Origin of the sequence: Hydrogenophaga sp. H7, from assembly GCF_002025745.1 — a bacterium.
In the GTDB taxonomy this organism is placed as follows: Bacteria; Pseudomonadota; Gammaproteobacteria; order Burkholderiales; family Burkholderiaceae_C; genus Hydrogenophaga; species Hydrogenophaga pseudoflava.
The window spans coordinates 49587-71527 of the sequence record NZ_MCIC01000002.1 but is presented as its reverse complement, the minus strand read 5'-3'; the positions used below and the strand labels follow the sequence as shown (position 1 = coordinate 71527).

Genomic DNA, 21941 nt, shown 5'->3' with positions numbered 1-21941 from the left:
ACGAATCATGAGCCGTATCTTTTCCGACGACCAGAGCAGCGATCCTCCCCGGATTGATCGCTCGAAAGTAGGTGACTTCTTTGCTGAGAGGGCCCGCCGTATCGAGCGCGTGGGCCCAGTAAGGGCTGTCATCTATCAGGACAAGCATGCCGACCTTGCGGAACGCCGCGACGAGGCGGAGAAAGCCTGTCTGCTACCCCTGCTGCTGCTGGACGGTTCCCAGCGGGTGCTGGATGTCGGTTGTGGCACTGGCCGCTGGGTCGGCAGCCTGCTGGGTCAGTGCCGTGCCTATCACGGCCTGGACTTCAGCAGTGATCTGGTGGCGTACGCCAGGTCTCGATACGGCGCGGAGAGCACATGCAGGTTTTCCGTCGCATCAATGGACGATTTTTCTCTGGCGTCGCTCGGGGAGGGTCTCCCCTTCGATCGCGTGCTGTGTGCGGGGGTACTGATCTATCTGAACGACGACGAACTCTTGCGCGCCCTGCGCTGCGTGGCCGACGCTTTGGCACCCGGCGGGAGAGCGGTTTTTCGGGAGCCGGTGGCCCAGGGACAGCGACTGACCATCAAGGACCATTTTTCCGAAGAACTGGAGCAGGACTACCACGCGATCTACCGCACAGACAGCGAACTGCGCACCTTCATGGCCCAGGCGATGGGAGTCCAGGGTTGCCAACTCACGGACAGCGGGGATGTCTACGGTGACCAGACACTGAACAACCGGGCAGAGACCCGGCAGCGGTGGTTGGTGGTGGAGCGCGCCTCATGAGTACGGCCTTCTGCTTTGACTTAGACGGAACGCTCACCCGAACGGAGATCCTCCCATGCATTGCCTCCGAGCTGGGCATCTCTCAGGAAATCGCGACGCTGACACGCATCACGATGGAAGGCCTGATCACTTTTGAGGAGTCGCTGGCGCTGCGGGTTGCGATCCTGGGCCGCGTCCCTGCAGACAGGGTGCACTCCATCATCGCCGACATACCCATGGACGAGACACTTCTCGCATTCGTTCGAGAGCGGTCGGACTCATGCTTTGTCGTGACAGGCAACCTGGACCTCTGGACTCGCCCTGTGGTTGAGTCGCTCGGTTGCTCAGGCTACTTCTCTTCGGCCAGTCTGGTGGATGGTCAGGTGCGCCTCGACAACATACTCAACAAGGGCGATGCCGTCGACCATCTCCGGGCGCTGGGCCACTCCCGGATCATCGCCGTGGGTGACGGCTCCAACGATGTCCCCATGCTGCGCGCAGCCGACGTGGCCATCGCCTACGGTGGAACGCACAGCCCGACCGCGGCAGCCATCGGTGCTGCCGACTACGTGATTCATGATGGAAAGACTTTATGCAGCCTGTTGACTTCGCTGTGATCGCCGCCGCTGGTCTTGGCTCCAGACTGGGATACGGCATCCCCAAGTGCATGCTGGAGATTGGCGGAAGCACGCTGTTGAGCAAGCTCATCGACACGCTGACCCCCTTGGTGCGGCGAATCCATGTGGTGGTCGGCTATCGCGAGGAGATGATCGTGGACCTCGTTGCGAGGAGGCACCGAGATGTAGTGCTGGTCCGGAACCCCCAGTTCCGAACCACCAACACGGCGCAGAGCATGGCACTGGGCGCGCGTGGTTGCCATGGGAAGGTGCTATTCCTTGATGGAGACCTGCTGATTGAACCCGAATCGCTCCAGGCTTTTGTCACCGAAGCCGCGTGCCATCCGCTGCTGATCGGTGTCACTCCCTCGAGCAGCGAGAACGCGGTTTACGTGAAGACGCAAGCAGAACACGAAGGGCGGTTCTTTGTAACTGGGTTCACGCGCGCACAAGCGACAAAACTCGAATGGGCCAATGTTTTCGCCGGCCCCGCCGACCTCCTGGATGGTGCGGTCAGCTATGTGTTCACCCGGCTAGAGCAAGACATTCCAGCCCCAGGCTTTCAACTGAACTTACGGGAGGTGGACACCATTGCAGATTTGTCTGAAGCAAAGCGTTTCGAACTAACCCTGCGCACGCAGTCGAAATCCCCACCTTCGGCTTGATGCGCTCGCGCGCTTTGCCTCCACCTGATCAACGCCCTGCCACGATGAAGTGCAAAAGCGGTACTTCATTCCGCTCGAAGCGTATTTTTGTGTCTCCGTCGTTAAACACTGGCGCATGGTCACCAACCACCACCACCTCCACACCAGCCATTGAATCATCCTCTATCAATCTGGCAAGGCCTTCAAAGAACTGCACATGCAGGTTTTGGTAGTTGCACAACTGCTCCGGATAGGTGGCACCTAAAACACCCTGACACAATGACTCACGGTACGACGTCACATCGCGCCGGTCGTACGGCACGTGCGAGTTCAGCGTCAACCAATAGAGGAAAATTCGCTCGCTGGCCAGTTGTTGTTTAATGACTGAAAACAGCTCGATATCACAGAACCCGGGGAATGAATAACAAACCGAGCCATTGGAAGGCAATGCCTCTCGGAAGAGCATTTCGTTGAGACCGATCTCAGGCCACCAGAGCAATCTCCTGTACATCAGTCCATGAGCGCCGTGCAGCCCGACGGTACGGTAGCCACTTCGGGCCAATGCGCGAGGGAGGCAATCTCCCACAGCGGAAGCCGTCAGCTTTCTGAAATTGAGTCGTGTAGGAAGGATGCCGCAAAGCTCTCGCAGCTCAGCTGCCGCAGTCGCACCCAAGGCATGCACTTTTGTCAAAGACAAACCCTGCACTCGCGAACTGCCAGCTATTGGTTTTAGCTGTTCTTGCAGCACCCCCGGATCCTTCGGCTGCCCCCAAGATTCAGCGACTACAAACAATATGCGATTCGCCTTGGGCAGTCCCTGGGGCCAAACCGTCCGGACCGCTGAAGCATGCTGGATCGGTAGGTACTCTGCATCATCTGGACCGTTTCCAATCACTTCACCCCTGTTGATCGCCATAACCTCGCGTGCAAGATGCGCAGAGCTTCCAAAAAGAAGGTGCTCTCGATCAGCCAGCGTTGGCGCAAAAAAAGTTTGCTGCTCTTGGGACAGGACCCATTGCGCCTGAAGCAGTATCAATGCAATCAACACGTGCCCCAACCCATAGGGTCGCCAAGGAATCTTGCTACTGACTCTGAAGAACAACCATGTACCTGCCACCACCAGTAAACCAGCTGCTATCAATAATGCAAGGTAGGTAGGTCGCGCCTCCAGCAAAAACTCGCTCATGTCGACCAGTTGCCAAGGCTCGAACAGGAAGAACACGGACACCATACCCAGCGAGAGTTCGAGCGCGACCGATACCGCAAATGCCACGGCACCGAGCCACCTCATACCAAATGTCATCAACACCAGAGCAAAAAGCATCTCTGCACTGAAAAGATGCCGTTTGAATCCGAGTTTTAGCGACAGGAGCTGAAAGGCCGTATTCAGTAAAACGAATAGCGCAAGCAGGCAGAGGTATCTACACCACGATTCCGAGCGCCGCCCAGGACACATCAGAAAAATCCGTCGTAAGGAAGAAAAGTGACCAAAGAGCCGTCTTCACGCAGTACAGCAACCGCGTCGTTCTTGGCGAGCACCGGCAAAAAGCTCAATGAAGCACCATCTGCTTTTTTTTGCTTGGTCAGAACTGAGATGTCGTGTGCCGCTTCAGGGTACTTCTGGACAAGATCCTCCAAGGGACGCGCCTTGGCCACAGCCATCGCTCGCGCAGTTGCCGAATAGGGTATCCAAAACTTTGGTCGTTGTCCGGTGTCCACGCCATCAAATATTGCGGACGCTAGCGCATTCGACTTCTCATCCCCATCCTCAGGACGCCGAAGGGCCACGGTCTCCGGCCCATTCAGTGAAAGCCGCCGAAACTCCGGCAGAGCCTGTGGCAGCTCCGACTCCAGCACATCGGCAGATGAAATCACACGAAACCTGTCGAATTCAAACACAAGCGCCACGGGTCGCGCAATGAACACGGTGTGCACGCCATAAGCCAGCGCGGACATTTGAAGCAACACGATGATGGAGATATCTCGGCGCAAATGTGCCATCCCTTTTTTTCGATTGAAAACGGCAAATGTGAGCAACGGACCCAACACAACATCAACCGTCATAACGAGAAGGAATAACTCCATGCCGCCGGCGAGAGTGCTGTAGTCACCCGGATACCAGAGCAAAAACACCAGCGCCGCTATCCCACCTGCGATCAAACAGGAAGCGAGCAGATGCGCTCCCGCTGCTTTTGCTCTGGCCTGCAAGTTGTCTAAGAAATGCACGGACAACTGCCTCCCATCCCCCATGATCGTCCTTTCAATCATGATGCACACCTAAAAGATGCCCCAGGTGCAGCAAAGATCAGCGGCACTCTGTGGGCGCATACTTGGCCGGAAGCGTACCCAATGTACCCGGCATATTGCGTGAATTGGATGAAAGCATGGCCTCGGATTGGCAACTCCAGTCGAGAACGCCTGTGACCCCTGCAGCAAAAGAGGAGCCCAAGGCAATGACCTCTGTCGACCCAGACCCATATTTGACCCAGGGCGACAGTACAAGCGAATCATTGGTGCCGGGGGTAATGGGGCCGACAGTGTCTGCGTAAACGATGGTGATCTCGCCTTGCGTTGCCCCAGCGGCTTCCTCCATCCGCACCCGAGCAACATATTTGCTTGTAGACCCTTGCCCGCCCGCTTGGTCATTCCATGCCTCGGCAGCTGCCGCGAGGTCGGTCTGCGTGGCGACCCCCACACCAATCTGCGCCTTCGCGTCGCCTGCCAATGCGATGCCTTCGGTCACCCTGGCTCGCACTGTGTAGTCCTGGTAAGCGGGCAATGCCACCGCCGCAAGAATGCCAACGATGGCGACAACAATCATCAGCTCAATGAGCGTGAAGCCTTGCTCTGGCGCTTTTTTCATGATTTTCTCGCGTTGGATTTGCATTGCGTCCCGACTTTGAAGCGTCACGCTGCCGTGCCATTGATGCACTGGAGCCGCTCCTGGCCTGAACCCCACAAGACATCAGACAAAAAAAGAGGCGCCTGATGGCGCCTCTGATGGCAACTGCTCCGCAAGCTCTGGCTCGCATCGATCAGTTGCATCACCAACCCATCATCAACGGCACTCGTTCGGAGCAAACTTGGCCAGAAGCGTGCCTGCGGTGGCAGCAGAACGGCCACGAGCAGTAGACGTCGCTTCGGTGGCGGACTGACAGCTCCAATCAATCGCGCCGGTTTCCGCTGCGGCGTAGGAAGCACCCAACTGAACCTGGTCAGCCGAGGCAGAACCGAACTTGATCCAGGGGGAGAGCACCAGCGTATCGTCGGTTCCGGCGGTGATGGGGCCGACGAGGGCGCTATAGGTGATGGTGATTTCACCGGTGGTGGCGGTCACTGCTGCAGCGTTGGCGGCTTCAGCCATCAGAACGCTGGTCACATACTTGGAAGTGGCACCCACACCACCGGCCTGGTCATTCCAGGTCTGGGTCGTCACGGCCAGATCAGCGGCGGTGGCGGACCCAGTACCGATCTGCGACTTGGCGTCACCAGCCAGCGACAGACCTTCCGTCACACGCGCACGCACCGTGTAGTCTTGGTAAGCCGGCAGCGCCACAGCAGCCAGGATACCGATGATGGCCACCACGATCATCAGTTCGATCAGGGTGAAACCTTTTTGCAGGGAACGCTTCATTGAAAACTCCTTGAAGGGGGGTTGTGGGTTGAGGACAGGGACTTCGACGCATGGAGCGTGCCAACCCGATTTGCCCTGTTCTTTGCGTGCTTTTTCACGCTCCGCCCGCTGTAGGTGACGATTTGTGTCCTCTGTCGCCGGCGGTCACTGACAATTTTTGTCACCCGACCCTCAGGGGACAAAAATTGTCACAGTTCGAAGGTCTGTCCTGCGCTGAGCCAGCGGATGTCGTGGCGCACATCGTTCGGGCGGTTGGGTGCGTCGTCGAAGCGGCGGATCTCTTCCATGATCAGCCCGGTTTCCGCCGGCTTGGTGTGGGTGATGTAGATCGGAAAGCGTCGGCTGCGGTCGATCTGGTCCAGTTCGTCGGCCAGCGAACTGGGCGCCAGATGCAGGCTGCGCTGGGCCAGTTCGCGTTCGCGGTCGCTGAACGCGGTCTCGATGATCAGCATGGCCACATCAATCCGGTTGACACGCTGCCAGAACGCTGGGTTGCGCTCGGTGTCGCCGCTGAACACCCAGTGGCCGCTGGGGCTGTCGACCGCATAGCCCACGGCCGGGACGGTGTGCACCGCCGGCAGCACCTCGATGCGTTTGCCCCCCACGCGCAGCAGTTCGCCCACGGTGATGGACACAAAGCGCATCAGCGGCGTCTCTGCGCTGGGGATGGTCGAAAAATCGGGCCAGATCAGGTTGTTGAAGATGTGCACCCGCAGCGCGGAGATGGTGCCCGGCAGGGCGTGTACCACCAGCGGCGCGGCGCCCGCCGCCAGCCGCCGCGCGGCGACGGCATCGAGCATCAGGGGCAGGCTGGCCACATGGTCGAGGTGGGAATGGGTGAGCAGCACATGGTCGACCCGGGCCATTTCGTCGAGGCTGAGGTCGCCCACCCCTGTCCCGGCGTCGATCAGCACATCGTCGTCGAGCAGGAAAGAGGTCGTCCGGCAGCCTTGCGATATAGCGCCCGAGCAGCCCAGTACGCGTACCCTCATCAATGTTCCAGGAGTTGGTGGCCCGTTCGGGCGGATTATTTGGTGTCGAATGCGGTGGAGCCGTCCCAACCCGCTGGCGGAGGCTCAACCCGCATGGAGACTACCCGTTCGGCGTAGAGCCGGTAAAGGACTTTTTTGGCATTCTTCCGCTGCAGCTTCTCCAAATGAGCAAGGCAGCGGTCCCAGTTCTGCTGGCGCCAGGCCAGCAGTGCCTGCTCCCATTCTTTCAACTCGTCTGAAAGTTCCGGCGTCATCTGGTCGCCGGCGCACAGGGGCGTGTGGATGTCCACGGCCTGCACCTTGCCCTTGACCCGCACCCGGTCCAGCTCCTGCCAGACGAAGTCCGGCGCCTGCTGGCGCGTGGACCCGCTGGCCACCACGTCGACGCCGTACACACGGGTCAGCCCCTCCAGCCGGGCGCCAAGGTTCACGGCGTCGCCGACCACGGTGTAACTGCGCCGTACGTCCGATCCCATGTCACCCACGCACATGTCGCCGGTGTTCAGCCCGATGCCCACGCCAATGGCGGGCAGGCTTGCTTCCTGACGTTCGCGGTTGATGGCCGCGATCTCGGCGACCATGTCCAGCGCCGTCTGCACGGCCAGTGCGGCGTGCCCTCGGGTTTCGACAGGGGCTCCCCAGAAGGCCATCACGCAATCGCCCATGTATTTGTCGATGGTGCCTCGGTGCTGTCGGATCACCCGCGTGAGTCGGCTGAACACGGTGTTGAGCAGCGCCTGCAGCCCGGTGGGCGGCATGGACTCGGCAATGGCCGTGAAACCGCGCATGTCGCAGAACAGCACGGTCAGTTCCCGCGTACTGGCTTCCATGCTGTAGCTGTCGGGGTCCCTGACCATCTCGTCGACCAGTTCCGGCGGCACATAGGTGCCGAACAGCTGGACCAGCTCCCGCTTGGCCCGGCTTTCCACCAGGTAGCCGTAGCTCATGTTGATCACGAAGGTGAGCCCTGCCATCACCAGGGTGCCGGCCATGGGCAGTGCCAGACCATGGCCCAGGTACAGCCAGGTGTTGAGCCCCACCACGGCGGCGAATACCGCCAGGCTCAGGCCTACGGCACCGGCAGCGCCCACCAGAGGCAGCCCGAACGCCAGCACCATGCCGGCCAGCAACAGCACGGCCAGCTCGTAGCCGGCGGCGTAGTCGGGCCGTGCGACCATGCGCCCGTCCATCAGTGCCGTCAGCACGTTGGCATGGGTTTCGACGCCGGGATAGGCCTCGCCCACAGGTGTGGCGCGCAGGTCCAGCAGACCGGGGGCGGTGGTGCCCAGCAGCACGATGCGGCCCTTCAGCACATCAGGCGCCACCCGATGGGCCAGCACATCAGACGCCGAGATATAGCGGAACGATCCCCCCTGAGGACCACCAGGCCCGCGGAATGGCACCAGCACCGCCAATCGTTCGTCCACCGGGATCTCCAGCGTTCCGCCTTCCTTGCGCAGTGCGATGCTGCGGGGCAGGTCGTAGCGGCCGCCCACCGCCGGCTGTGGCGGATAGCGCGGCTCGACCGTCGGCATGCCGGTGATCGTCCGGAACATGGCGAGGGACAAGGATTCGTAGTACGCCCCGCCGTGCTCGGCCAGCAGGGGGAGGGAGCGCACCATTCCGTCGTCACCGGGCACGGCATTGAAGAATCCCGCCAGTGGCGCAGCAGACGCCAGACCCGGCAGGTTGGCGCCGTAGCCCGTCCACTGCGTGGCCTGCAGAGCGCGGCCCTGCAGGTCGGCGCGCCTGAGCACGGGCTCAGGCAAAGTCCCGAATGTCCGCCCGCCGGATTCGTTGCTGAAGTAGAAGCCCATCACCACCGGCCGACCGCGCAAAGCGTCGGCCAGGCGCAGGTCATGATCCAGCCCCTGACGCAGGCGTGTGAGCGCTGATGAAAATTCTGGAAGATCTTTCAGGTCTTCGCGAGCCAGTCGCTCCAGCTGGGGCAAACCGGAACTTCCGTCCGGCTCGGCAAACACCGTGTCCATGCCGAGCAAGGCGATCTGGTGGCGATCAAACAGCGCATCCACCAAGTCCGCCACGCGGTTCCTGGGCCAGGGCCAGCGCCCCACCTCGGCCAGGCTCTGTTCATCGATATCCACGATCACCACGCGCTCGTCCAGGGTCGCCGGCATGGTCCAGCGCAGGCGCGCGTCATAGAGATGGTCGTCGAGCCGCTGCAGACTGTCCAGAGGCAGCAGGCCCAGGACGTGCAGCACACCCAGCAGAAGCGGCAGCAGGGAAACGGCCACGCGCCGGCCATGTCTGCTCAAGGCCCGCATGAGGCGTTTCATGGCAAGCGGGCCGCCTAGGCGGCGACTCCCGCAGACAGAACGTCAGGCCTGGACGAACTGCATCTGGGTGCCGGCCAGTTCGATCATGTCGCCGTTCTGGAGGTTCACGGCCTCGGTGGTCAGCGCCTTGCCGTTCACCGTGGGCTTGACCGCCCCCTCCACCAGTGCCACAACGAAGCCATGCGGACGGCGAGTGATGGCCGCCACGGCAACACCGGGCTTGCCGATCGTGGTCACCACCTTGACCAGCGGCACCTCGCGGCCAGCCGCCGCCCCCGACATGACCCGGATGGAGGCTTCACCCACCGTCGAATGCTCGGATGCCACCACCGCACCCGAATTGATCACTGTCGTTTTTTCCTGCTGATCGGAAGCCCCTTCGTGGAAGAACTTGATCTTGTACTTGCCGATCTCGACGGTATCGCCGTTCTGCAACTGCTGCTTCTTGATCGCCTTGCCGTTGACGTACGTTCCGTTGGTGCTGTTGAGATCTTCCAGGAACACATCTGCACCCGACATCTGCATGACGGCATGCTCGCCGCTGACCGCCAGATTGTCGATCACGATGTCGTTGTACGGCCGACGGCCCAGCGTCGTGCGATCCTTGGTGAGCTGCACTTCCTTGATGACGACGCCGTCGATGGAAACGATCATTTTCGGCATGGCCGACTCCTCTGGAACCTAATAACTAATGCCAATTGTTTACGGCTGCCCCAGCATACGCGACAACAGGCCCCTCTTGACCGGTTTGGCGCGGGCCTGGGCCAGTATCACCGAAATATTATCGCGACCCCCGTTGCCATTGGCGCAGTCGACCAGGCTGCGACCCGAGGCCTCGAGCCCAGCCTCCTCCAGCAGGATCTCTGCGATGCGCTCGTCGGGCACCATGTCGCTCAGACCGTCGGAACAGAACAGGTAGATGTCGCCGTCCTCGACCCGGAACTCGTTGACTTCAAGCAGCACGGTGTCTTCAACACCCAGCGCCCTCGTCACCAGATTCTTGTGGGTGGCAAATTGCGCCTGCTCCACCGAGATCAGCCCGGCATCGATCTGCTCCTGCAGCAGCGAATGGTCTCTGGTGATCTGCTGAAGGGTCCCGCCCCGCAGGCGGTAGCAACGCGAATCGCCCACGTGCCCAATCATGACCCGGGCGCCCTGGAACACCCCCATGACCAGCGTGGTGCCCATCCCCGCATACAGCGGATTGGAATTGGCCGCATTGAAAATCGACCGGTTGGCGTTGTCGACGCAGATCTCCATGGCCCGCTTGAGCTCGCGCGCATGCGCCTCGTGACCGCCCTCGGTCATCCAGCGCCCCAGTTCGTTGTGAATGAAGCCCGTGGCCATGGCACTGGCCACCTCGCCAGCGTTGTACCCACCCATGCCATCAGCCAGAACGACCACCTGATTGGCAGGATCAAGCGCGACCGAGTCTTCGTTGTTTTCACGAATCAGGCCGGGATCTGTCTGGCTGTAATACTCGAAGATCATGTAGACCGGTTTTATAGCTTGAATCAGATTCCGCGGCCGTTGCTCGCTGAGACATTTGTCACGCTTTGAAGACAGTCACCTGCCTTTTCTAGGCTTCAAACCCGGATGCCAGACTTTGAACCATCGACCCCAAAGGAACAAAAAAAGGCCACGAACGCGTGGCCTTTTCTCTCGTTGTTGACGCTGATTACAGCTGTGCCTTGAGCAGCTTGCCCAGCTCGGACGGGTTGCGCGTGATCACAAAACCACACTCTTCCATGATGGCGAGCTTGGCGTCGGCCGTGTCGGCACCGCCGGAGATCAGCGCGCCGGCATGGCCCATGCGCTTGCCGGGAGGGGCCGTCACGCCAGCGATGAAGCCCACCACGGGTTTCTTCATGTTGGCCTTGCACCATTGGGCGGCTTCGGCTTCGTCCGGACCGCCGATTTCGCCGATCATGATCACGGCATCGGTGTCCGGATCGTCGTTGAACGCCTTCATCACGTCGATGTGCTTCAGACCGTTGATAGGGTCGCCACCAATGCCCACGGCGCTCGACTGGCCCAGACCCACTTCGGTCAGCATGGCCACGGCTTCGTATGTCAGCGTGCCCGAACGGGACACCACGCCGATGCGGCCCTTGCGGTGGATGTGACCGGGCATGATGCCGATCTTGATCTCGTCAGGCGTGATCAGGCCAGGGCAGTTGGGGCCCAGCAGCAGCGTCTTCTTGCCACCAGCAGCTTCCTTGGCCTTCATCTTGTTGCGCACCATCAGCATGTCCTTGACCGGGATGCCTTCGGTGATGCAGATGGCCAGGTCCAGGTCGGCTTCCACAGCTTCCCAGATCGCGTCTGCAGCGCCTGCGGGCGGCACGTAGATCACCGACACGGTGGCGCCGGTCTGCTGGGCAGCTTCCTTCACGGAGGCGTAGATCGGGATGTTGAAGATCGACTCGCCCGCCTTCTTGGGGTTCACGCCCGCCACGAAGCAGTTCTTGCCGTTCGCGTATTCCTGGCACTTTTCGGTGTGGAACTGGCCAGTCTTGCCCGTGATGCCCTGGGTGATGACCTTGGTGTCTTTGTTGATGTAGATCGACATGTGTGTTCTCCGGGCTTACTTGACGGCAGCAACGATCTTGGTCGCGGCTTCGGCCATGGTGTCTGCAGCGATGATGGGCAGGCCGGACTCGGCCAGCATCTTCTTGCCCAGCTCTTCGTTCGTGCCCTTCATGCGCACGACCAGCGGCACGTTCAGGTTCACGGCCTTGCAAGCGGTGATCACGCCGGTGGCGATGGTGTCGCACTTCATGATGCCGCCGAAGATGTTGACCAGAATGCCCTTGACCTTGGGGTTCTTCAGCATGATCTTGAAGGCTTCGGTGACCTTCTCGGGGGTGGCACCGCCGCCCACGTCCAGGAAGTTGGCAGGCTCGCCGCCGAACAGCTTGATGGTGTCCATGGTGGCCATGGCCAGGCCAGCGCCGTTCACCAGGCAGCCGATGTTGCCGTCCAGGCTGATGTAGGCCAGGTCAAACTTGGAAGCCTCGATTTCGGCCGGATCTTCCTCGTCCAGATCGCGGAAGGCCACGATTTCGGGATGGCGGAACAGGGCGTTGGCGTCGAAGTTGAACTTCGCGTCCAGGGCCATCAGGTTGCCCTTGGAGTCGCAGTTCAGCGGGTTGATTTCCACCAGCGATGCGTCGGTGTCCATGTAGCACTTGTAGATCTTGGCAAACAGATCGACCGCCTGGTCCACGGAGCCGCCTGTCAGGCCGATGGCGGTCGCCACCTTGCGCGACTGCGCTTCGGTGATGCCGGTCAGCGGATCGATCATCTCGGTGATGATCTTCTCGGGCGTGGAGTGGGCCACTTCCTCGATGTCCATGCCGCCTTCGCTCGACGCGATCAGGGCCACCTTCTGCGTGGCGCGGTCGGTGACCAGCGACACGTACAGTTCGTTCTTGATGTCGGCGCCGTCTTCGATGTAGAGGCGGCGGACCTTCTGGCCTTCTGGACCTGTCTGGTGCGTGACCAGTTGCATGCCCAGAATATCCGTGGCGCGGGCCTTGACGTCGTCAATGCTCTTGGCCACCTTCACACCACCGCCCTTGCCACGGCCACCGGCGTGGATCTGGGCCTTGACCACCCAGACCGGGCCACCGAGTTTCTGCGCGGCTTCAACGGCTTCCTGCACCGTGAACGCGGGAATGCCGCGGGGGACCGGCACACCAAACTGACGCAAGATTTCCTTGCCTTGGTACTCGTGAATCTTCATGAGGTTTCTCTCGGACTGGGGTTGTTCGATCCGGCCAAAGGGCACAGCCGGTGCGCGGACTCGTGGACACGGCAACCGACGACTGTATCATGTTGCGACGCACCAATATATAAGCGCTGGCTTACATAATGCATAATTATCGAGCCCGTCGCTGAACCCTGACTGACACCAACAGGAGCCGCCATGACCAGAATCTTCATCGACGGCGAGGCCGGGACCACCGGCCTGCAGATACGCGAGCGTCTGCAACAGATGCCCGTCATCGAAATGTTGAGCATTGCGCCCGAACGGCGCAAGGACCCCGAGGCCAAGAAGGCCCTCATGGCAGAAGCCGACCTGGTGATCCTGTGCCTGCACGACGATGCGGCCATCGAGTCGGTCGCCATGGTCGACAGCCTGCCGGGCCGCAAACCCCGCATCATCGATGCCTCCACCGCACACCGCTGTCACGATGGCTGGATCTACGGCTTCCCCGAACTGAGCGCGGGTCAACGCGAGGCCGTGCAGAAGGCGGACCGCGTCGCCAACCCCGGGTGCTACGCCACAGGAGCCATCGCGATCCTGCGCCCCCTCATCGATGCAGGCCTGTTGCCCAGAGACTTTCCGGTGTCGCTGCCCTCGGTCAGCGGTTACTCGGGCGGTGGCCGCACCATGATCGAGGCCTACGAGGCCGGCAACGCCCCGCTGCACGAGGCCTACGCGCTGGGCCTGTCGCACAAGCACATTCCCGAGATCCTGCGCTACACCGGCCTGAACCGGCGCCCCATCTTCATTCCTGCGGTCGGCAACTTCCGCCAGGGCATGCTGGTGCAGCTGCCCCTGCATCTGGACGACCTGCCCGGTCAGCCCAAGGCCAGCGATCTGCACGACGCGCTGGAGGCGCACTATGCGGCCAGCGCGGCGCAAGGCGGCTGGGTCAGCGTATTGCCCGCGACCAGCGACGGCAAGCTGGACGCCACCGCACTGAACGACACCAACCAACTCGAATTGCGCGTGTTCGCCAACGAGACGCACCGCCACGCCGTCGTCATCGCGCGCCTGGACAACCTCGGCAAAGGCGCCAGTGGCGCGGCCGTGCAGAACCTGCAGCTCATGCTGGGGCTGTAACGCCCGCCGTATCAATCGTCGTCCGCACCGCGGACCACACGACGGATCGCCTCGGCGCCAAAGCCGCGCGATGCGAGGAATCGCATCTGCTTGGCACGACCCGCCGCGTCCGCCGCGGGCTCGCCGAATTTCTTGCGCCAGACCTCGCGGGCCCGCTCGGTCTCGGTGCCCCGAAGCCGGTCCACCGCCTCGGCAACCGCCTCGGCACTGACGCCCTTGGCCTGCAGTTCCTGCTTCACGCGACCTGCGCCCAGCCGGGCGGACCGCCGGTGGATCACCGACTCGACCACCCGCTGTTCGCTGATGAAGCCCTTGGCCTGCAGCTCGTCCAGGGCGCGCTGCACTTCACCAGGCTCCTGCTCGTGGGGTGCCAGCTTCTTCTCCAGCTCGGCGCGCGAGTGTTCGCGGCCGGCCAGCAGCCGCAGCGCTCGGCCCTTGAGCGAGATCTTGTCGAACCCCACCGCAGGACTTATTCAGCGGCCTCGGCTTCGGTGGCCTTGGCCTTCTTGCCCTTGGCAACGGCCGGGGCAGCTTCTTCGGCTCCCGCATCAACCGGCAGCAGGGGCACCCCCAGCTCGGTGCGCACCTTGTTCTCGATCTCCACGCGCAGCTCGGGGTTCTCCTTGAGGAACTCGCGCGCGTTGTCACGACCCTGGCCGATCTTCTCGCCGTTGTAGGCATACCAGGCACCGGACTTCTCGACCACCCGGTGCAGCACGCCCAGATCAAGGATTTCGCCTTCGCGGCTGATGCCTTCGCCGAACAGGATGTCGAATTCGGCCGTCTTGAACGGTGGCGAGACCTTGTTCTTCACCACCTTCACCTTGGTTTCGTTGCCGATCGCGTCCTCGCCTTTCTTGATGGTGCCGGTGCGGCGGATGTCCAGGCGGACGGAGGCGTAGAACTTGAGCGCGTTGCCACCGGTGGTGGTTTCGGGCGAACCGAACATCACGCCGATCTTCATGCGGATCTGGTTGATGAAGATGACCGTGCAGTTGGTCTTCTTGATGGTGGCAGTGAGCTTGCGCAGGGCCTGGCTCATGAGGCGGGCCTGCAGGCCGGGCAGGCTGTCGCCCATCTCGCCCTCGATTTCGGCCTTGGGCGTGAGCGCCGCCACCGAGTCGATGATGACCAGATCGACCGCACCAGAGCGCACCAGTGAATCCACGATCTCCAGCGCCTGTTCGCCGGTGTCGGGCTGACTGATCAGCAGGTCGGGCACGTGCACGCCCAGTTTCTGCGCGTACTGGATGTCCAGCGCGTGTTCGGCATCGACGAAGGCGCAGGTGCCGCCGAGTTTCTGCATCTCGGCAATCACCTGCAAGGTCAGCGTGGTCTTACCCGAGGATTCCGGGCCGTAGATTTCGATGACACGGCCACGGGGCAGGCCGCCGACACCCAAAGCAATGTCCAGACCCAGCGAACCGGTGGAGACCACCTGGATGTCCTCGATGGCCTCGCCTTCGCCCAGGCGCATGATGGTGCCCTTGCCGAACTGCTTTTCGATCTGGGCCAGCGCGGCCTGCAGGGCCTTGGCTTTTTCGGTGTTGGTGGCGTTGTCCATGTGCGGTGCTCCTGTGTGTGAGTGGGTACTTGCATCAGTCTGTGGATTTATGTACAGGCTGGATGTCTGAACAGGAGTGTATCGCCACATAAACTTCTCACAAGCCAATAAATGGTCAGTTTGCCTTACCATTTGCCATGCCTGTCTCACCCGCTTCCACGACCGCCGACGACCGCTGGCGGGCCACCCACCTGGGCCGTGTCATGGGTCATGCGCTGCGCCGCTTTGACGAGCGCGTGCTGTTCCTGATGGCGCACGACGCCAATGTGCCCCTGGCCCTGTCCAACCTGGCCGCACGCGAGCAGATCGGCGCCGCCCACATCCACATCACGCGCCACCTCGCCCTCAAGGGTTCGCGCCTGACCGAACTGGCCGCCGCCGCAGGCATGAGCAAGCAGGCCATGGGCGATCTGGTGGCGCAGTGCGAGGCCTGGGACCTGGTGCGGCGCGAGCCCGATCCGCTGGACGCGCGTGCGCGGCGCATCGTCTTCACCGAGACCGGCCTGCTCTGGCTGGAGGCCTTCCGGCTGGCAGTGGTGCGGGCGGAAACCGAGTTCCGCGCGCAGGTCGGCACCGAGGTGGCGACCGTGGTCGCGCTGGGGCTGGAGGCGTATGCTTCGCGCTAGGCGCGCCACCTACAATGACCCCAGAACCCGTAAGGAGACACCCATGCGCATCCTGATTGCAGAAGACGACCAGGTCCTGGCCGACGGTCTGTTGCGCAGTCTGCGGGCCGCAGGTGCCGCGGTCGACCATGTGGCCAATGGCAGCGAGGCCGACGCGGCCCTGATGACCAACAACGAGTTCGACTTGCTGATCCTCGATCTCGGCCTGCCCAAACTGCACGGCCTGGAGGTGCTCAAGCGCCTGCGTTCACGCGGCTCGGCCCTGCCCGTGCTGATCCTGACCGCCGCCGACAGCGTCGATGAGCGGGTCAAGGGCCTGGACTACGGCGCCGACGACTACATGGCCAAGCCGTTCTCGCTGCAGGAGCTCGAAGCCCGGGTGCGCGCGCTCACGCGCCGTGGCATGGGCGGCGCCAGCTCCACCATCAAGCACGGCCCGCTGGTGTACGACCAGGCCGGCCGCGTGGCCACCATCGACGGCAAGATGGTCGAACTCTCGGCACGCGAGCTGGGCCTGCTGGAGGTGTTGCTGCAGCGCGCCGGCCGCCTGGTCAGCAAGGACCAACTGGTCGAGCGGCTGTGCGAGTGGGGCGAGGAGGTAAGCAACAACGCCATCGAGGTCTACATCCACCGTCTGCGCAAGAAGATCGAGAAAGGCCCGATCCGCATCGCGACCGTACGGGGGCTGGGCTACTGCCTCGAAAAGATCTGAGCGCCTGAGCGCCCTCCTGCCCCGACATGCCCGATCACAAGCAGGACAGCCACCGGATCACCTTCGGACTGTTCCAGCGCGAGCAGCGCAGCCTGTTCGGTGAGATCCTCGACTGGATGCTCACGCCGCTGCTGCTGCTGTGGCCGCTGTCGCTGGCACTGACCTGGTTCGTGGCCCAGAGCATTGCGTCCAAACCATTTGACCGGGCGCTCGAGTTCAACCTTCAGGCACTCACACAGTTTGTCGTCACCAAGGACGACAAGGTCAGCTTCAACCTGACCCCGCAGGCGCGCGACCTGCTCAAGGCGGATGACAGCGACCTGGTGTACTACCAGCTCCGGGATGCCCGGCAGGGCGTGATCAGCGGCGAGGCCGATTTCCCGCCACCACCCGACACCAGCGTGCCGGCCGCCGGGCGGGTGCTGTTGCGCGACGACGAGGTGCGCGGCGACGAGGTCCGCGTGGCCTACACCTGGCTAGCGCGGCACAGCGACCCCAGCCAGCTGGTGCTGATGCAGGTGGCCGAAACCAAGGGCAAGCGCTCGACGCTGGCCACGGAAATCATCAAGGGCGTGATGGTGCCGCAGTTCGTGATCCTGCCGCTGGCGGTGCTGCTGGTGTGGCTGGCGCTGGTGCGCGGCATCCGCCCGCTCTCCGACCTGGAGCAGAAGATCCGCGCCCGCAAGCCCGACGACCTCAGCCCGATCGAAGAGTCCTTCATCCCGCAGGAGGTGGCCCCGCTGGTGTCATCGATCAACGACCTGCTGACACGCCTGACCGCCTCGCTCACCACCCAGAAGCGTTTCCTGGCCGACGCCGCGCACCAGCTCAAGACGCCGCTGGCCGGCCTGCGCATGCAGGCCGAACTGGCGCAGCGGGAATCCAACCCGCAGGAGATCCGCAGCTCGCTGCAGCAGATCGCGCACTCCAGCACGCGCGCCACCCACACCGTCAACCAGCTGCTGGCCCTGGCCCGCGCGGAAACCACCGGCCGCACCCTGCCCACGGCGCAGATCGACCTCGCGCAGCTGGTCACTGGCGTGGTGCGCGACTCGGTGCCCCGGGCGCTGGAACACGGCATCGACCTGGGCTACGAAGGCCCGGACGAGATGCCCGAGATCTGCCTGATGGATGGCAACCCCACGCTGCTGCAGGAGATGACACGCAACCTGGTCGACAACGCGATCAACTACAGCGGTCGCGGCGGCGTGGTGACCGCACGCGTGCTGTTCGACCGTTTCAGCGGCGTACAGATCCTGCAGGTCGAGGACAACGGCCCGGGCATTCCGGAGAACGAGCGCGAGCTGGTGCTCCAGCCGTTCTACCGCGCCCTGGGCACCAACGTCGATGGCTCAGGCCTGGGGCTGGCCATCGTGCACGAGATTGCCCAGCAGCACGGGGCGTTGGTGATGATGGAGGACGCACACGCCGAAAGCCAGCGGCGCGGGCTGCGGGTGTCGATCCGTTTTGCCGCGCGCCGTTCGCCCGACGAATAGAGTTGTTGCCCCCACGCTCCACCGCTGCGCGGATCGCGCTCAGGCCGCGGGCTGGTAGACGTTGAGTTGCAGGCGCTCGCGCTCGATGACGCGGGCCACCGCCGGCAGCGCGGCGAACCGCTGGACCAGGGTCCAGGTCGCGGGCAGCGTGGTCGGGTCGATGCCGGCGTAGCCACCCCAGCGCAGCAGGGTCAGCGCGTAGGCGTCCAGCGCACATGGCGCCTCGCCGCACAGCCAGGGCGAGGCCTTGGCGGCCATGGCCTCGATCTCGCCGAGCAACCCCTTGTAGCTGTTCGCCGCAAAGGCACGGATGATCTTCTGCGCCCCCTCGTCGTCGGTGAACTTCTGCGGCATGAACACGTGGGTGAAGGTCGGGTGCACCGTGTTGTTCATCCAGGCCAGTGTGGACAGCGCGCGGGTGCGCGCCACGCCCGAGGCGGGCAGGATGCCGGCCTGCGGGAACTTCGCGTCCAGGTGCAGCAGGATGGCCACGATCTGCGTGATCACCTCGCCGTCGTCCACCAGCACCGGCACCTGGCCGCGCGGGTTCATCGCGAGGTACTCGGGGCTGCGCTGCTCGCCCTTGTGCAGCTTGACCATCATCGGCTCGAACGGCACGCCGGCCAGTTCGAGCATGGCGTGTGGCACGAACGAGCAGGCGCCTGGGGCGAAGAAGAGTTGGAGGCTCATGGACCGTGTCTCCTGGTGTTGTGGTGAATGGAATCAGTCGACCAGGTGCTGGCCGACGATGCCGGCGATCTCGAACATCGTGACCTGGTCCTTGCCGAACACCGGGCGCAGCTTGGCGTCGGCGTTGACCTTGCGCTTGTCGGCCGCGTCCTGCAGGCCATGGGCCTTGATGTAGTCCCACAGCTTCTTGACCACCTCGGGGCGCGAGACCGCGCCTTCGCCGATCACCGCGGCCAGCGCAGCGCTGGGCTGCTTGCCGGTGGCGGCGGTGGTCTTGCGCGGGGCCTTGGGCGCGGCGGCCTTTTTCGCAGCCGGCGCCTTCTTGGCTGCGCCAGCCTTCTTGGCAGGTGCGGCCTTGGCCGCAGCTCCGGCGGTCTTGCGCGGTGGGAACTTGCTCTCGCGCGGCTCGAACTCGAAGTTCACTTTGCCGGCCTCCTTGTCCCAGGCGAGGAAGGCCTTGAAGCTGCGGCGTGTGCGCATGGAGACGAACTTGTCCAGCAGGTCGGTCTTGCCCGTTGCCAGCAGCTTGCTCATCTGATCGCGCGCCACCGGCTGCTGCAGGATGACCTTGCCGCTCTTGAACGTGCAGCTGGGCGTGGGCTGGGCGGCCGTGGGCACTGCCTTGCTGCAGACGTAGTTGGCCCCGTGCTCGAACACCGGGGCGCCGCAGACCGGGCAGGCGCCCAGGCCCTCCTGGTCCGCAAAATCCACCAGCTCGCCGGTTTCTTCGGCGTTCTTGTCGTCGCCGAAGTCGAACTCCAGCTTCCAGTTTTTGTCCTCGTCGCTGTACTTGAGGGTCATCTCGGCCACGAAGGGCCAGCCGGCCTTGGAGCGGAAGCCTTCCAGCGGGCCGATGTGCCTGTCGCGCACAAAGGCCTCGGCTTCGGTCACTTCGAAGGTGCGGCCGGCGGGCGACTTGGTGAACGAGAAGCCGCAGCCCTCGCTGTTGCCGTCGGCGCCGGTGCAGGCGTAGCGGCGGTAGTTTTCCTTCACCACGCCGCCGCAGTTGGGGCAGGGCGCTTCGAGCGTGGCGTAGTTGCCAGGCACGGTGTCGCGGTCGTATTCCTTGGCCTTCTTCACCATGCGCTCGGTCATGGCGGCGATCTCGGCCATGAAGGCCGCGCGCGAGAGCTTGCCGTGCTCCATCTGGGCCAGCTTGTATTCCCACTCGCCGGTCAGTTCGGGGCGCGAGAGTTCCTCGACCTCCAGGCCGCGCAGCAGGGTCATGAGCTGGAAGGCCTTGGCGGTGGGGATGATCTCGCGCCCTTCGCGCAGCATGTACTTCTCGTTCAGCAGGCCTTCGATGATGGCTGCGCGCGTGGCCGGGGTGCCCAGGCCCTTCTCCTGCATGGCCTCGCGCAGTTCGTCGTCCTCGATGAACTTGCCCGCGCCTTCCATGGCGCCCAGCAGCGTCGCTTCCGAATAGCGCGCCGGCGGCTTGGTCTTCAGGCCTTTGGCCTCCACGGTCTCGGTGCGCACCGTCTCGCCCTCGCGCACCGGCACCAGGTTCTGACCCTTGTCGCCGTCCTTCGCGCCTTCCACGTCTTCGGCCGCTTCCTTGCCGTAGACCGCCATCCAGCCCGGCTTGACCAGCACCTTGCCTTCGGTCTTGAAGTGGTGGTTCAGCACCTTGGAGATGCGCGTCGTCACCATGAACTCGGCGCTGGGGAAGAACACCGCCAGGAAGCGGCGCACCACCAGGTCGTAGAGCTTCTGCTCGGCCTCGCTCAGGCCGCTGGGCGCCTGCAGCGTCGGGATGATGGCGAAGTGGTCCGAGACCTTGCTGTTGTCGAAGATGCGCTTGCTGGGCTTGATGTAGTTCCCGTTGAGCGCCGTCAGGGCGTGCGGCGCCAGGTGCTTCATGCCGCTGTCGGCCAGCATCTCGAAGGTCTGCTTCACGGTGCCCAGATAGTCCTCGGGCAGGTGGCGCGAATCGGTCCGCGGGTAGGTCAGGGCCTTGTGGCGCTCGTACAGGCTCTGCGCCAGCTGCAGCGTGGTCTTGGCCGAGAAGCCGAAACGGCCGTTGGCCTCACGCTGCAGGCTGGTCAGGTCGTACAGCAGGCCGCTGGCCTGCGTGGTGGGCTTGCTCTCTTCGGTGACGCTGGCGGCCTTGCCGCGCACCGCCTCGACGATGGCCAGCGCCTCGCGGTGGTCCCACAGGCGGTCCGCGCGCAGGTCGGCGTCGGCGTCGTCGCCGGTGGGCTTCTTGAAGGCGGGATCGAACCACTTGCCGGGGTACTCGCCGGCCTCGGCCAGGAAGCTGGCGTGGATTTCCCAGTAGTCGCGGCTGCGGTGGGCGCGGATCTGCTCTTCGCGCTCGACCACGATGGACAGCGTGGGCGTCTGCACCCGGCCGACGGTGGTCAGGAAGAAGCCGCCGTCGCGCGAGTTGAAAGCGGTCATGGCGCGGGTGCCGTTGATGCCCACCAGCCAGTCGGCTTCTGAGCGGCTGCGCGCTGCGTCAGCCAGGCCGCGCATCTGCTCGTCGCTGCGCAGCTTTTCAAACCCGTCGCGGATGGCCTGCGGCGTCATGGACTGCAGCCACAGCCGCTGGACCGGCTTGCCCAGGCCCTGGTACTGGCCGCTTTTCTGCCCGCCGGCGTACTGCTCGATCAGGCGGAAGATCAGCTCCCCCTCGCGGCCCGCGTCGCAGGCGTTGATCAGGCGGCCCACGTCCTTGCGCTTGGCCAGCCTGACCACGGCCGACAGGCGCGACTTGGTCTTGTCGATGGGCTTGAGCTCGAAGAACGGCGGCAGCACCGGCAGGTGGGCGAAGCTCCACTTGCCGCGCTTGACGTCGAACTGCTCGGGCGCGGCGATCTCCACCAGGTGGCCGACGGCGGAGGTCACGACGTACTGCTCGTTCTCGAAATGGTCGTCGTGCTTGTCGAACTTGCCCGCCACCGGGGTAAGCGCGCGCACGATGTCCTGGGCCACGGACGGCTTCTCTGCAATGACCAGTGTTTTGTTCATCTCTACAATTTGGGCTTCACGCGCGTGTACACGCGCACGGGGGCGCACACGCACATACGCGCGCACCTGCATGAAACAACCTTACCAAAATTC

At 63.3% G+C, this 21941-nt stretch carries 21 protein-coding genes; 7 read left to right on the top strand and 14 right to left on the bottom strand.

The features are described 5' to 3' along the window. Window positions 1-7 precede the first annotated feature (7 nt). Genes BC358_RS04205 through BC358_RS04195 form a run of 3 tightly spaced genes read left to right on the top strand, consistent with a single transcriptional unit; the run spans window position 8 to window position 2030 of the window. Complete coding sequence (locus tag BC358_RS04205; RefSeq protein WP_079364824.1) at window positions 8-769, top strand: class I SAM-dependent methyltransferase; 762 nt, start codon at window positions 8-10, stop codon at window positions 767-769. Beyond that, on the top strand, window positions 766-1365 hold the full coding sequence (locus BC358_RS04200; RefSeq protein ID WP_079364823.1) for an HAD family phosphatase: 600 nt from the start codon (window positions 766-768) through the stop codon (window positions 1363-1365). The genes BC358_RS04205 and BC358_RS04200 overlap by 4 nt, the downstream gene beginning before the upstream one ends. Then, window positions 1341-2030, top strand: a complete 690-nt coding sequence (locus BC358_RS04195) for an NTP transferase domain-containing protein (RefSeq protein WP_079364822.1) — start codon at window positions 1341-1343, stop codon at window positions 2028-2030. Before BC358_RS04200 ends, BC358_RS04195 begins: the two co-directional genes overlap by 25 nt. Before the next feature lie 28 nt (window positions 2031-2058). Here BC358_RS04195 and BC358_RS21725 read toward each other — a convergent pair whose 3' ends face one another. From BC358_RS21725 to sucC, 10 genes are all read right to left on the bottom strand, one after another. Beyond that, window positions 2059-3333 (bottom strand): sulfatase-like hydrolase/transferase, encoded by a 1275-nt coding sequence (locus BC358_RS21725; protein ID WP_143434165.1) that lies wholly within the window; start codon window positions 3331-3333, stop codon window positions 2059-2061. Window positions 3334-3464: 131 nt separating this feature from the next. Further along, window positions 3465-4277: a TfpX/TfpZ family type IV pilin accessory protein gene (gene tfpZ, locus BC358_RS04185; RefSeq protein WP_079364820.1), complete on the bottom strand. Its 813-nt coding sequence runs from the start codon at window positions 4275-4277 to the stop codon at window positions 3465-3467. A gap of 37 nt (window positions 4278-4314) precedes the next feature. Continuing rightward, on the bottom strand, window positions 4315-4896 hold the full coding sequence (locus BC358_RS04180; protein ID WP_306292785.1) for a pilin: 582 nt from the start codon (window positions 4894-4896) through the stop codon (window positions 4315-4317). A 171-nt stretch (window positions 4897-5067) separates the two neighbouring features. Then, window positions 5068-5643, bottom strand: coding sequence for a prepilin-type N-terminal cleavage/methylation domain-containing protein (locus BC358_RS04175; RefSeq protein ID WP_079364819.1), 576 nt, complete (start codon window positions 5641-5643; stop codon window positions 5068-5070). A gap of 188 nt (window positions 5644-5831) precedes the next feature. Beyond that, the gene (locus tag BC358_RS04170; protein WP_066159391.1) at window positions 5832-6635 is read right to left on the bottom strand and encodes an MBL fold metallo-hydrolase; all 804 of its coding nucleotides are present in this window, start codon (window positions 6633-6635) and stop codon (window positions 5832-5834) included. A gap of 35 nt (window positions 6636-6670) precedes the next feature. Then, on the bottom strand, window positions 6671-8932 hold the full coding sequence (locus BC358_RS04165) for a CHASE2 domain-containing protein (RefSeq protein ID WP_256861417.1): 2262 nt from the start codon (window positions 8930-8932) through the stop codon (window positions 6671-6673). Between the two features lie 42 nt (window positions 8933-8974). After that, the gene (locus tag BC358_RS04160) at window positions 8975-9595 is read right to left on the bottom strand and encodes an FHA domain-containing protein (protein WP_079364817.1); all 621 of its coding nucleotides are present in this window, start codon (window positions 9593-9595) and stop codon (window positions 8975-8977) included. A 39-nt stretch (window positions 9596-9634) separates the two neighbouring features. Next, a complete protein-coding gene (locus tag BC358_RS04155; RefSeq protein ID WP_066159398.1) occupies window positions 9635-10423 on the bottom strand; it encodes a Stp1/IreP family PP2C-type Ser/Thr phosphatase in 789 nt (262 codons plus the stop codon). 187 nt (window positions 10424-10610) lie between these two features. Continuing rightward, a complete protein-coding gene (gene sucD, locus BC358_RS04150; protein ID WP_066159401.1) occupies window positions 10611-11504 on the bottom strand; it encodes a succinate--CoA ligase subunit alpha in 894 nt (297 codons plus the stop codon). A gap of 15 nt (window positions 11505-11519) precedes the next feature. Then, entirely contained in the window at window positions 11520-12680 is a 1161-nt protein-coding gene (gene sucC, locus BC358_RS04145) for an ADP-forming succinate--CoA ligase subunit beta (protein WP_079364816.1), read from the bottom strand. Window positions 12681-12863: 183 nt separating this feature from the next. On the opposite strand from sucC, the gene argC reads away from it, so the two are divergent. Next, window positions 12864-13787 carry an N-acetyl-gamma-glutamyl-phosphate reductase gene (gene argC / locus BC358_RS04140; RefSeq protein ID WP_079364815.1) on the top strand — a complete coding sequence of 308 codons (924 nt, stop codon included), beginning with the start codon at window positions 12864-12866 and terminating at the stop codon, window positions 13785-13787. An 11-nt stretch (window positions 13788-13798) separates the two neighbouring features. On the opposite strand, the gene recX is transcribed toward argC, so the two are convergent. Both recX and recA read right to left on the bottom strand, forming a co-directional pair. After that, the gene (gene recX / locus BC358_RS04135) at window positions 13799-14248 is read right to left on the bottom strand and encodes a recombination regulator RecX (RefSeq protein WP_079364814.1); all 450 of its coding nucleotides are present in this window, start codon (window positions 14246-14248) and stop codon (window positions 13799-13801) included. Window positions 14249-14256: 8 nt separating this feature from the next. After that, window positions 14257-15351 carry a recombinase RecA gene (gene recA, locus BC358_RS04130; protein WP_066159414.1) on the bottom strand — a complete coding sequence of 365 codons (1095 nt, stop codon included), beginning with the start codon at window positions 15349-15351 and terminating at the stop codon, window positions 14257-14259. Between the two features lie 137 nt (window positions 15352-15488). On the opposite strand from recA, the gene BC358_RS04125 reads away from it, so the two are divergent. The 3 genes from BC358_RS04125 to BC358_RS04115 are packed head-to-tail and all read left to right on the top strand — an operon-like array spanning window position 15489 to window position 18185. Beyond that, entirely contained in the window at window positions 15489-15977 is a 489-nt protein-coding gene (locus BC358_RS04125; RefSeq protein ID WP_079364813.1) for a MarR family winged helix-turn-helix transcriptional regulator, read from the top strand. 43 nt (window positions 15978-16020) lie between these two features. Then, complete coding sequence (locus BC358_RS04120; RefSeq protein WP_066159418.1) at window positions 16021-16689, top strand: response regulator transcription factor; 669 nt, start codon at window positions 16021-16023, stop codon at window positions 16687-16689. Between the two features lie 26 nt (window positions 16690-16715). Beyond that, window positions 16716-18185, top strand: coding sequence for a sensor histidine kinase (locus BC358_RS04115; RefSeq protein ID WP_079364812.1), 1470 nt, complete (start codon window positions 16716-16718; stop codon window positions 18183-18185). A gap of 39 nt (window positions 18186-18224) precedes the next feature. On the opposite strand, the gene BC358_RS04110 is transcribed toward BC358_RS04115, so the two are convergent. Both BC358_RS04110 and BC358_RS04105 read right to left on the bottom strand, forming a co-directional pair. Beyond that, window positions 18225-18875: a glutathione S-transferase family protein gene (locus tag BC358_RS04110; RefSeq protein ID WP_079364811.1), complete on the bottom strand. Its 651-nt coding sequence runs from the start codon at window positions 18873-18875 to the stop codon at window positions 18225-18227. 33 nt (window positions 18876-18908) lie between these two features. Further along, complete coding sequence (locus tag BC358_RS04105; RefSeq protein ID WP_079364810.1) at window positions 18909-21848, bottom strand: DNA topoisomerase III; 2940 nt, start codon at window positions 21846-21848, stop codon at window positions 18909-18911. Between the last annotated feature and the right edge of the window lie 93 nt (window positions 21849-21941).

What these genes read in the sequence shown, in the direction of transcription:
- BC358_RS04205 (WP_079364824.1), top strand. Translation starts at nt 8, where the DNA reads ATGAGCCGTATCTTTTCCGACGACCAGAGCAGCGATCCTCCCCGGATT.
- BC358_RS04200 (WP_079364823.1), top strand. Translation starts at nt 766, where the DNA reads ATGAGTACGGCCTTCTGCTTTGACTTAGACGGAACGCTCACCCGAACG.
- BC358_RS04195 (WP_079364822.1), top strand. Translation starts at nt 1,341, where the DNA reads ATGCAGCCTGTTGACTTCGCTGTGATCGCCGCCGCTGGTCTTGGCTCC.
- BC358_RS21725 (WP_143434165.1), bottom strand. Translation starts at nt 3,333, where the DNA reads ATGCTTTTTGCTCTGGTGTTGATGACATTTGGTATGAGGTGGCTCGGT.
- tfpZ (WP_079364820.1), bottom strand. Translation starts at nt 4,277, where the DNA reads ATGATTGAAAGGACGATCATGGGGGATGGGAGGCAGTTGTCCGTGCAT.
- BC358_RS04180 (WP_306292785.1), bottom strand. Translation starts at nt 4,896, where the DNA reads ATGCAAATCCAACGCGAGAAAATCATGAAAAAAGCGCCAGAGCAAGGC.
- BC358_RS04175 (WP_079364819.1), bottom strand. Translation starts at nt 5,643, where the DNA reads ATGAAGCGTTCCCTGCAAAAAGGTTTCACCCTGATCGAACTGATGATC.
- BC358_RS04170 (WP_066159391.1), bottom strand. Translation starts at nt 6,635, where the DNA reads ATGAGGGTACGCGTACTGGGCTGCTCGGGCGCTATATCGCAAGGCTGC.
- BC358_RS04165 (WP_256861417.1), bottom strand. Translation starts at nt 8,932, where the DNA reads ATGAAACGCCTCATGCGGGCCTTGAGCAGACATGGCCGGCGCGTGGCC.
- BC358_RS04160 (WP_079364817.1), bottom strand. Translation starts at nt 9,595, where the DNA reads ATGCCGAAAATGATCGTTTCCATCGACGGCGTCGTCATCAAGGAAGTG.
- BC358_RS04155 (WP_066159398.1), bottom strand. Translation starts at nt 10,423, where the DNA reads ATGATCTTCGAGTATTACAGCCAGACAGATCCCGGCCTGATTCGTGAA.
- sucD (WP_066159401.1), bottom strand. Translation starts at nt 11,504, where the DNA reads ATGTCGATCTACATCAACAAAGACACCAAGGTCATCACCCAGGGCATC.
- sucC (WP_079364816.1), bottom strand. Translation starts at nt 12,680, where the DNA reads ATGAAGATTCACGAGTACCAAGGCAAGGAAATCTTGCGTCAGTTTGGT.
- argC (WP_079364815.1), top strand. Translation starts at nt 12,864, where the DNA reads ATGACCAGAATCTTCATCGACGGCGAGGCCGGGACCACCGGCCTGCAG.
- recA (WP_066159414.1), bottom strand. Translation starts at nt 15,351, where the DNA reads ATGGACAACGCCACCAACACCGAAAAAGCCAAGGCCCTGCAGGCCGCG.
- BC358_RS04125 (WP_079364813.1), top strand. Translation starts at nt 15,489, where the DNA reads ATGCCTGTCTCACCCGCTTCCACGACCGCCGACGACCGCTGGCGGGCC.
- BC358_RS04120 (WP_066159418.1), top strand. Translation starts at nt 16,021, where the DNA reads ATGCGCATCCTGATTGCAGAAGACGACCAGGTCCTGGCCGACGGTCTG.
- BC358_RS04115 (WP_079364812.1), top strand. Translation starts at nt 16,716, where the DNA reads ATGCCCGATCACAAGCAGGACAGCCACCGGATCACCTTCGGACTGTTC.
- BC358_RS04110 (WP_079364811.1), bottom strand. Translation starts at nt 18,875, where the DNA reads ATGAGCCTCCAACTCTTCTTCGCCCCAGGCGCCTGCTCGTTCGTGCCA.
- BC358_RS04105 (WP_079364810.1), bottom strand. Translation starts at nt 21,848, where the DNA reads ATGAACAAAACACTGGTCATTGCAGAGAAGCCGTCCGTGGCCCAGGAC.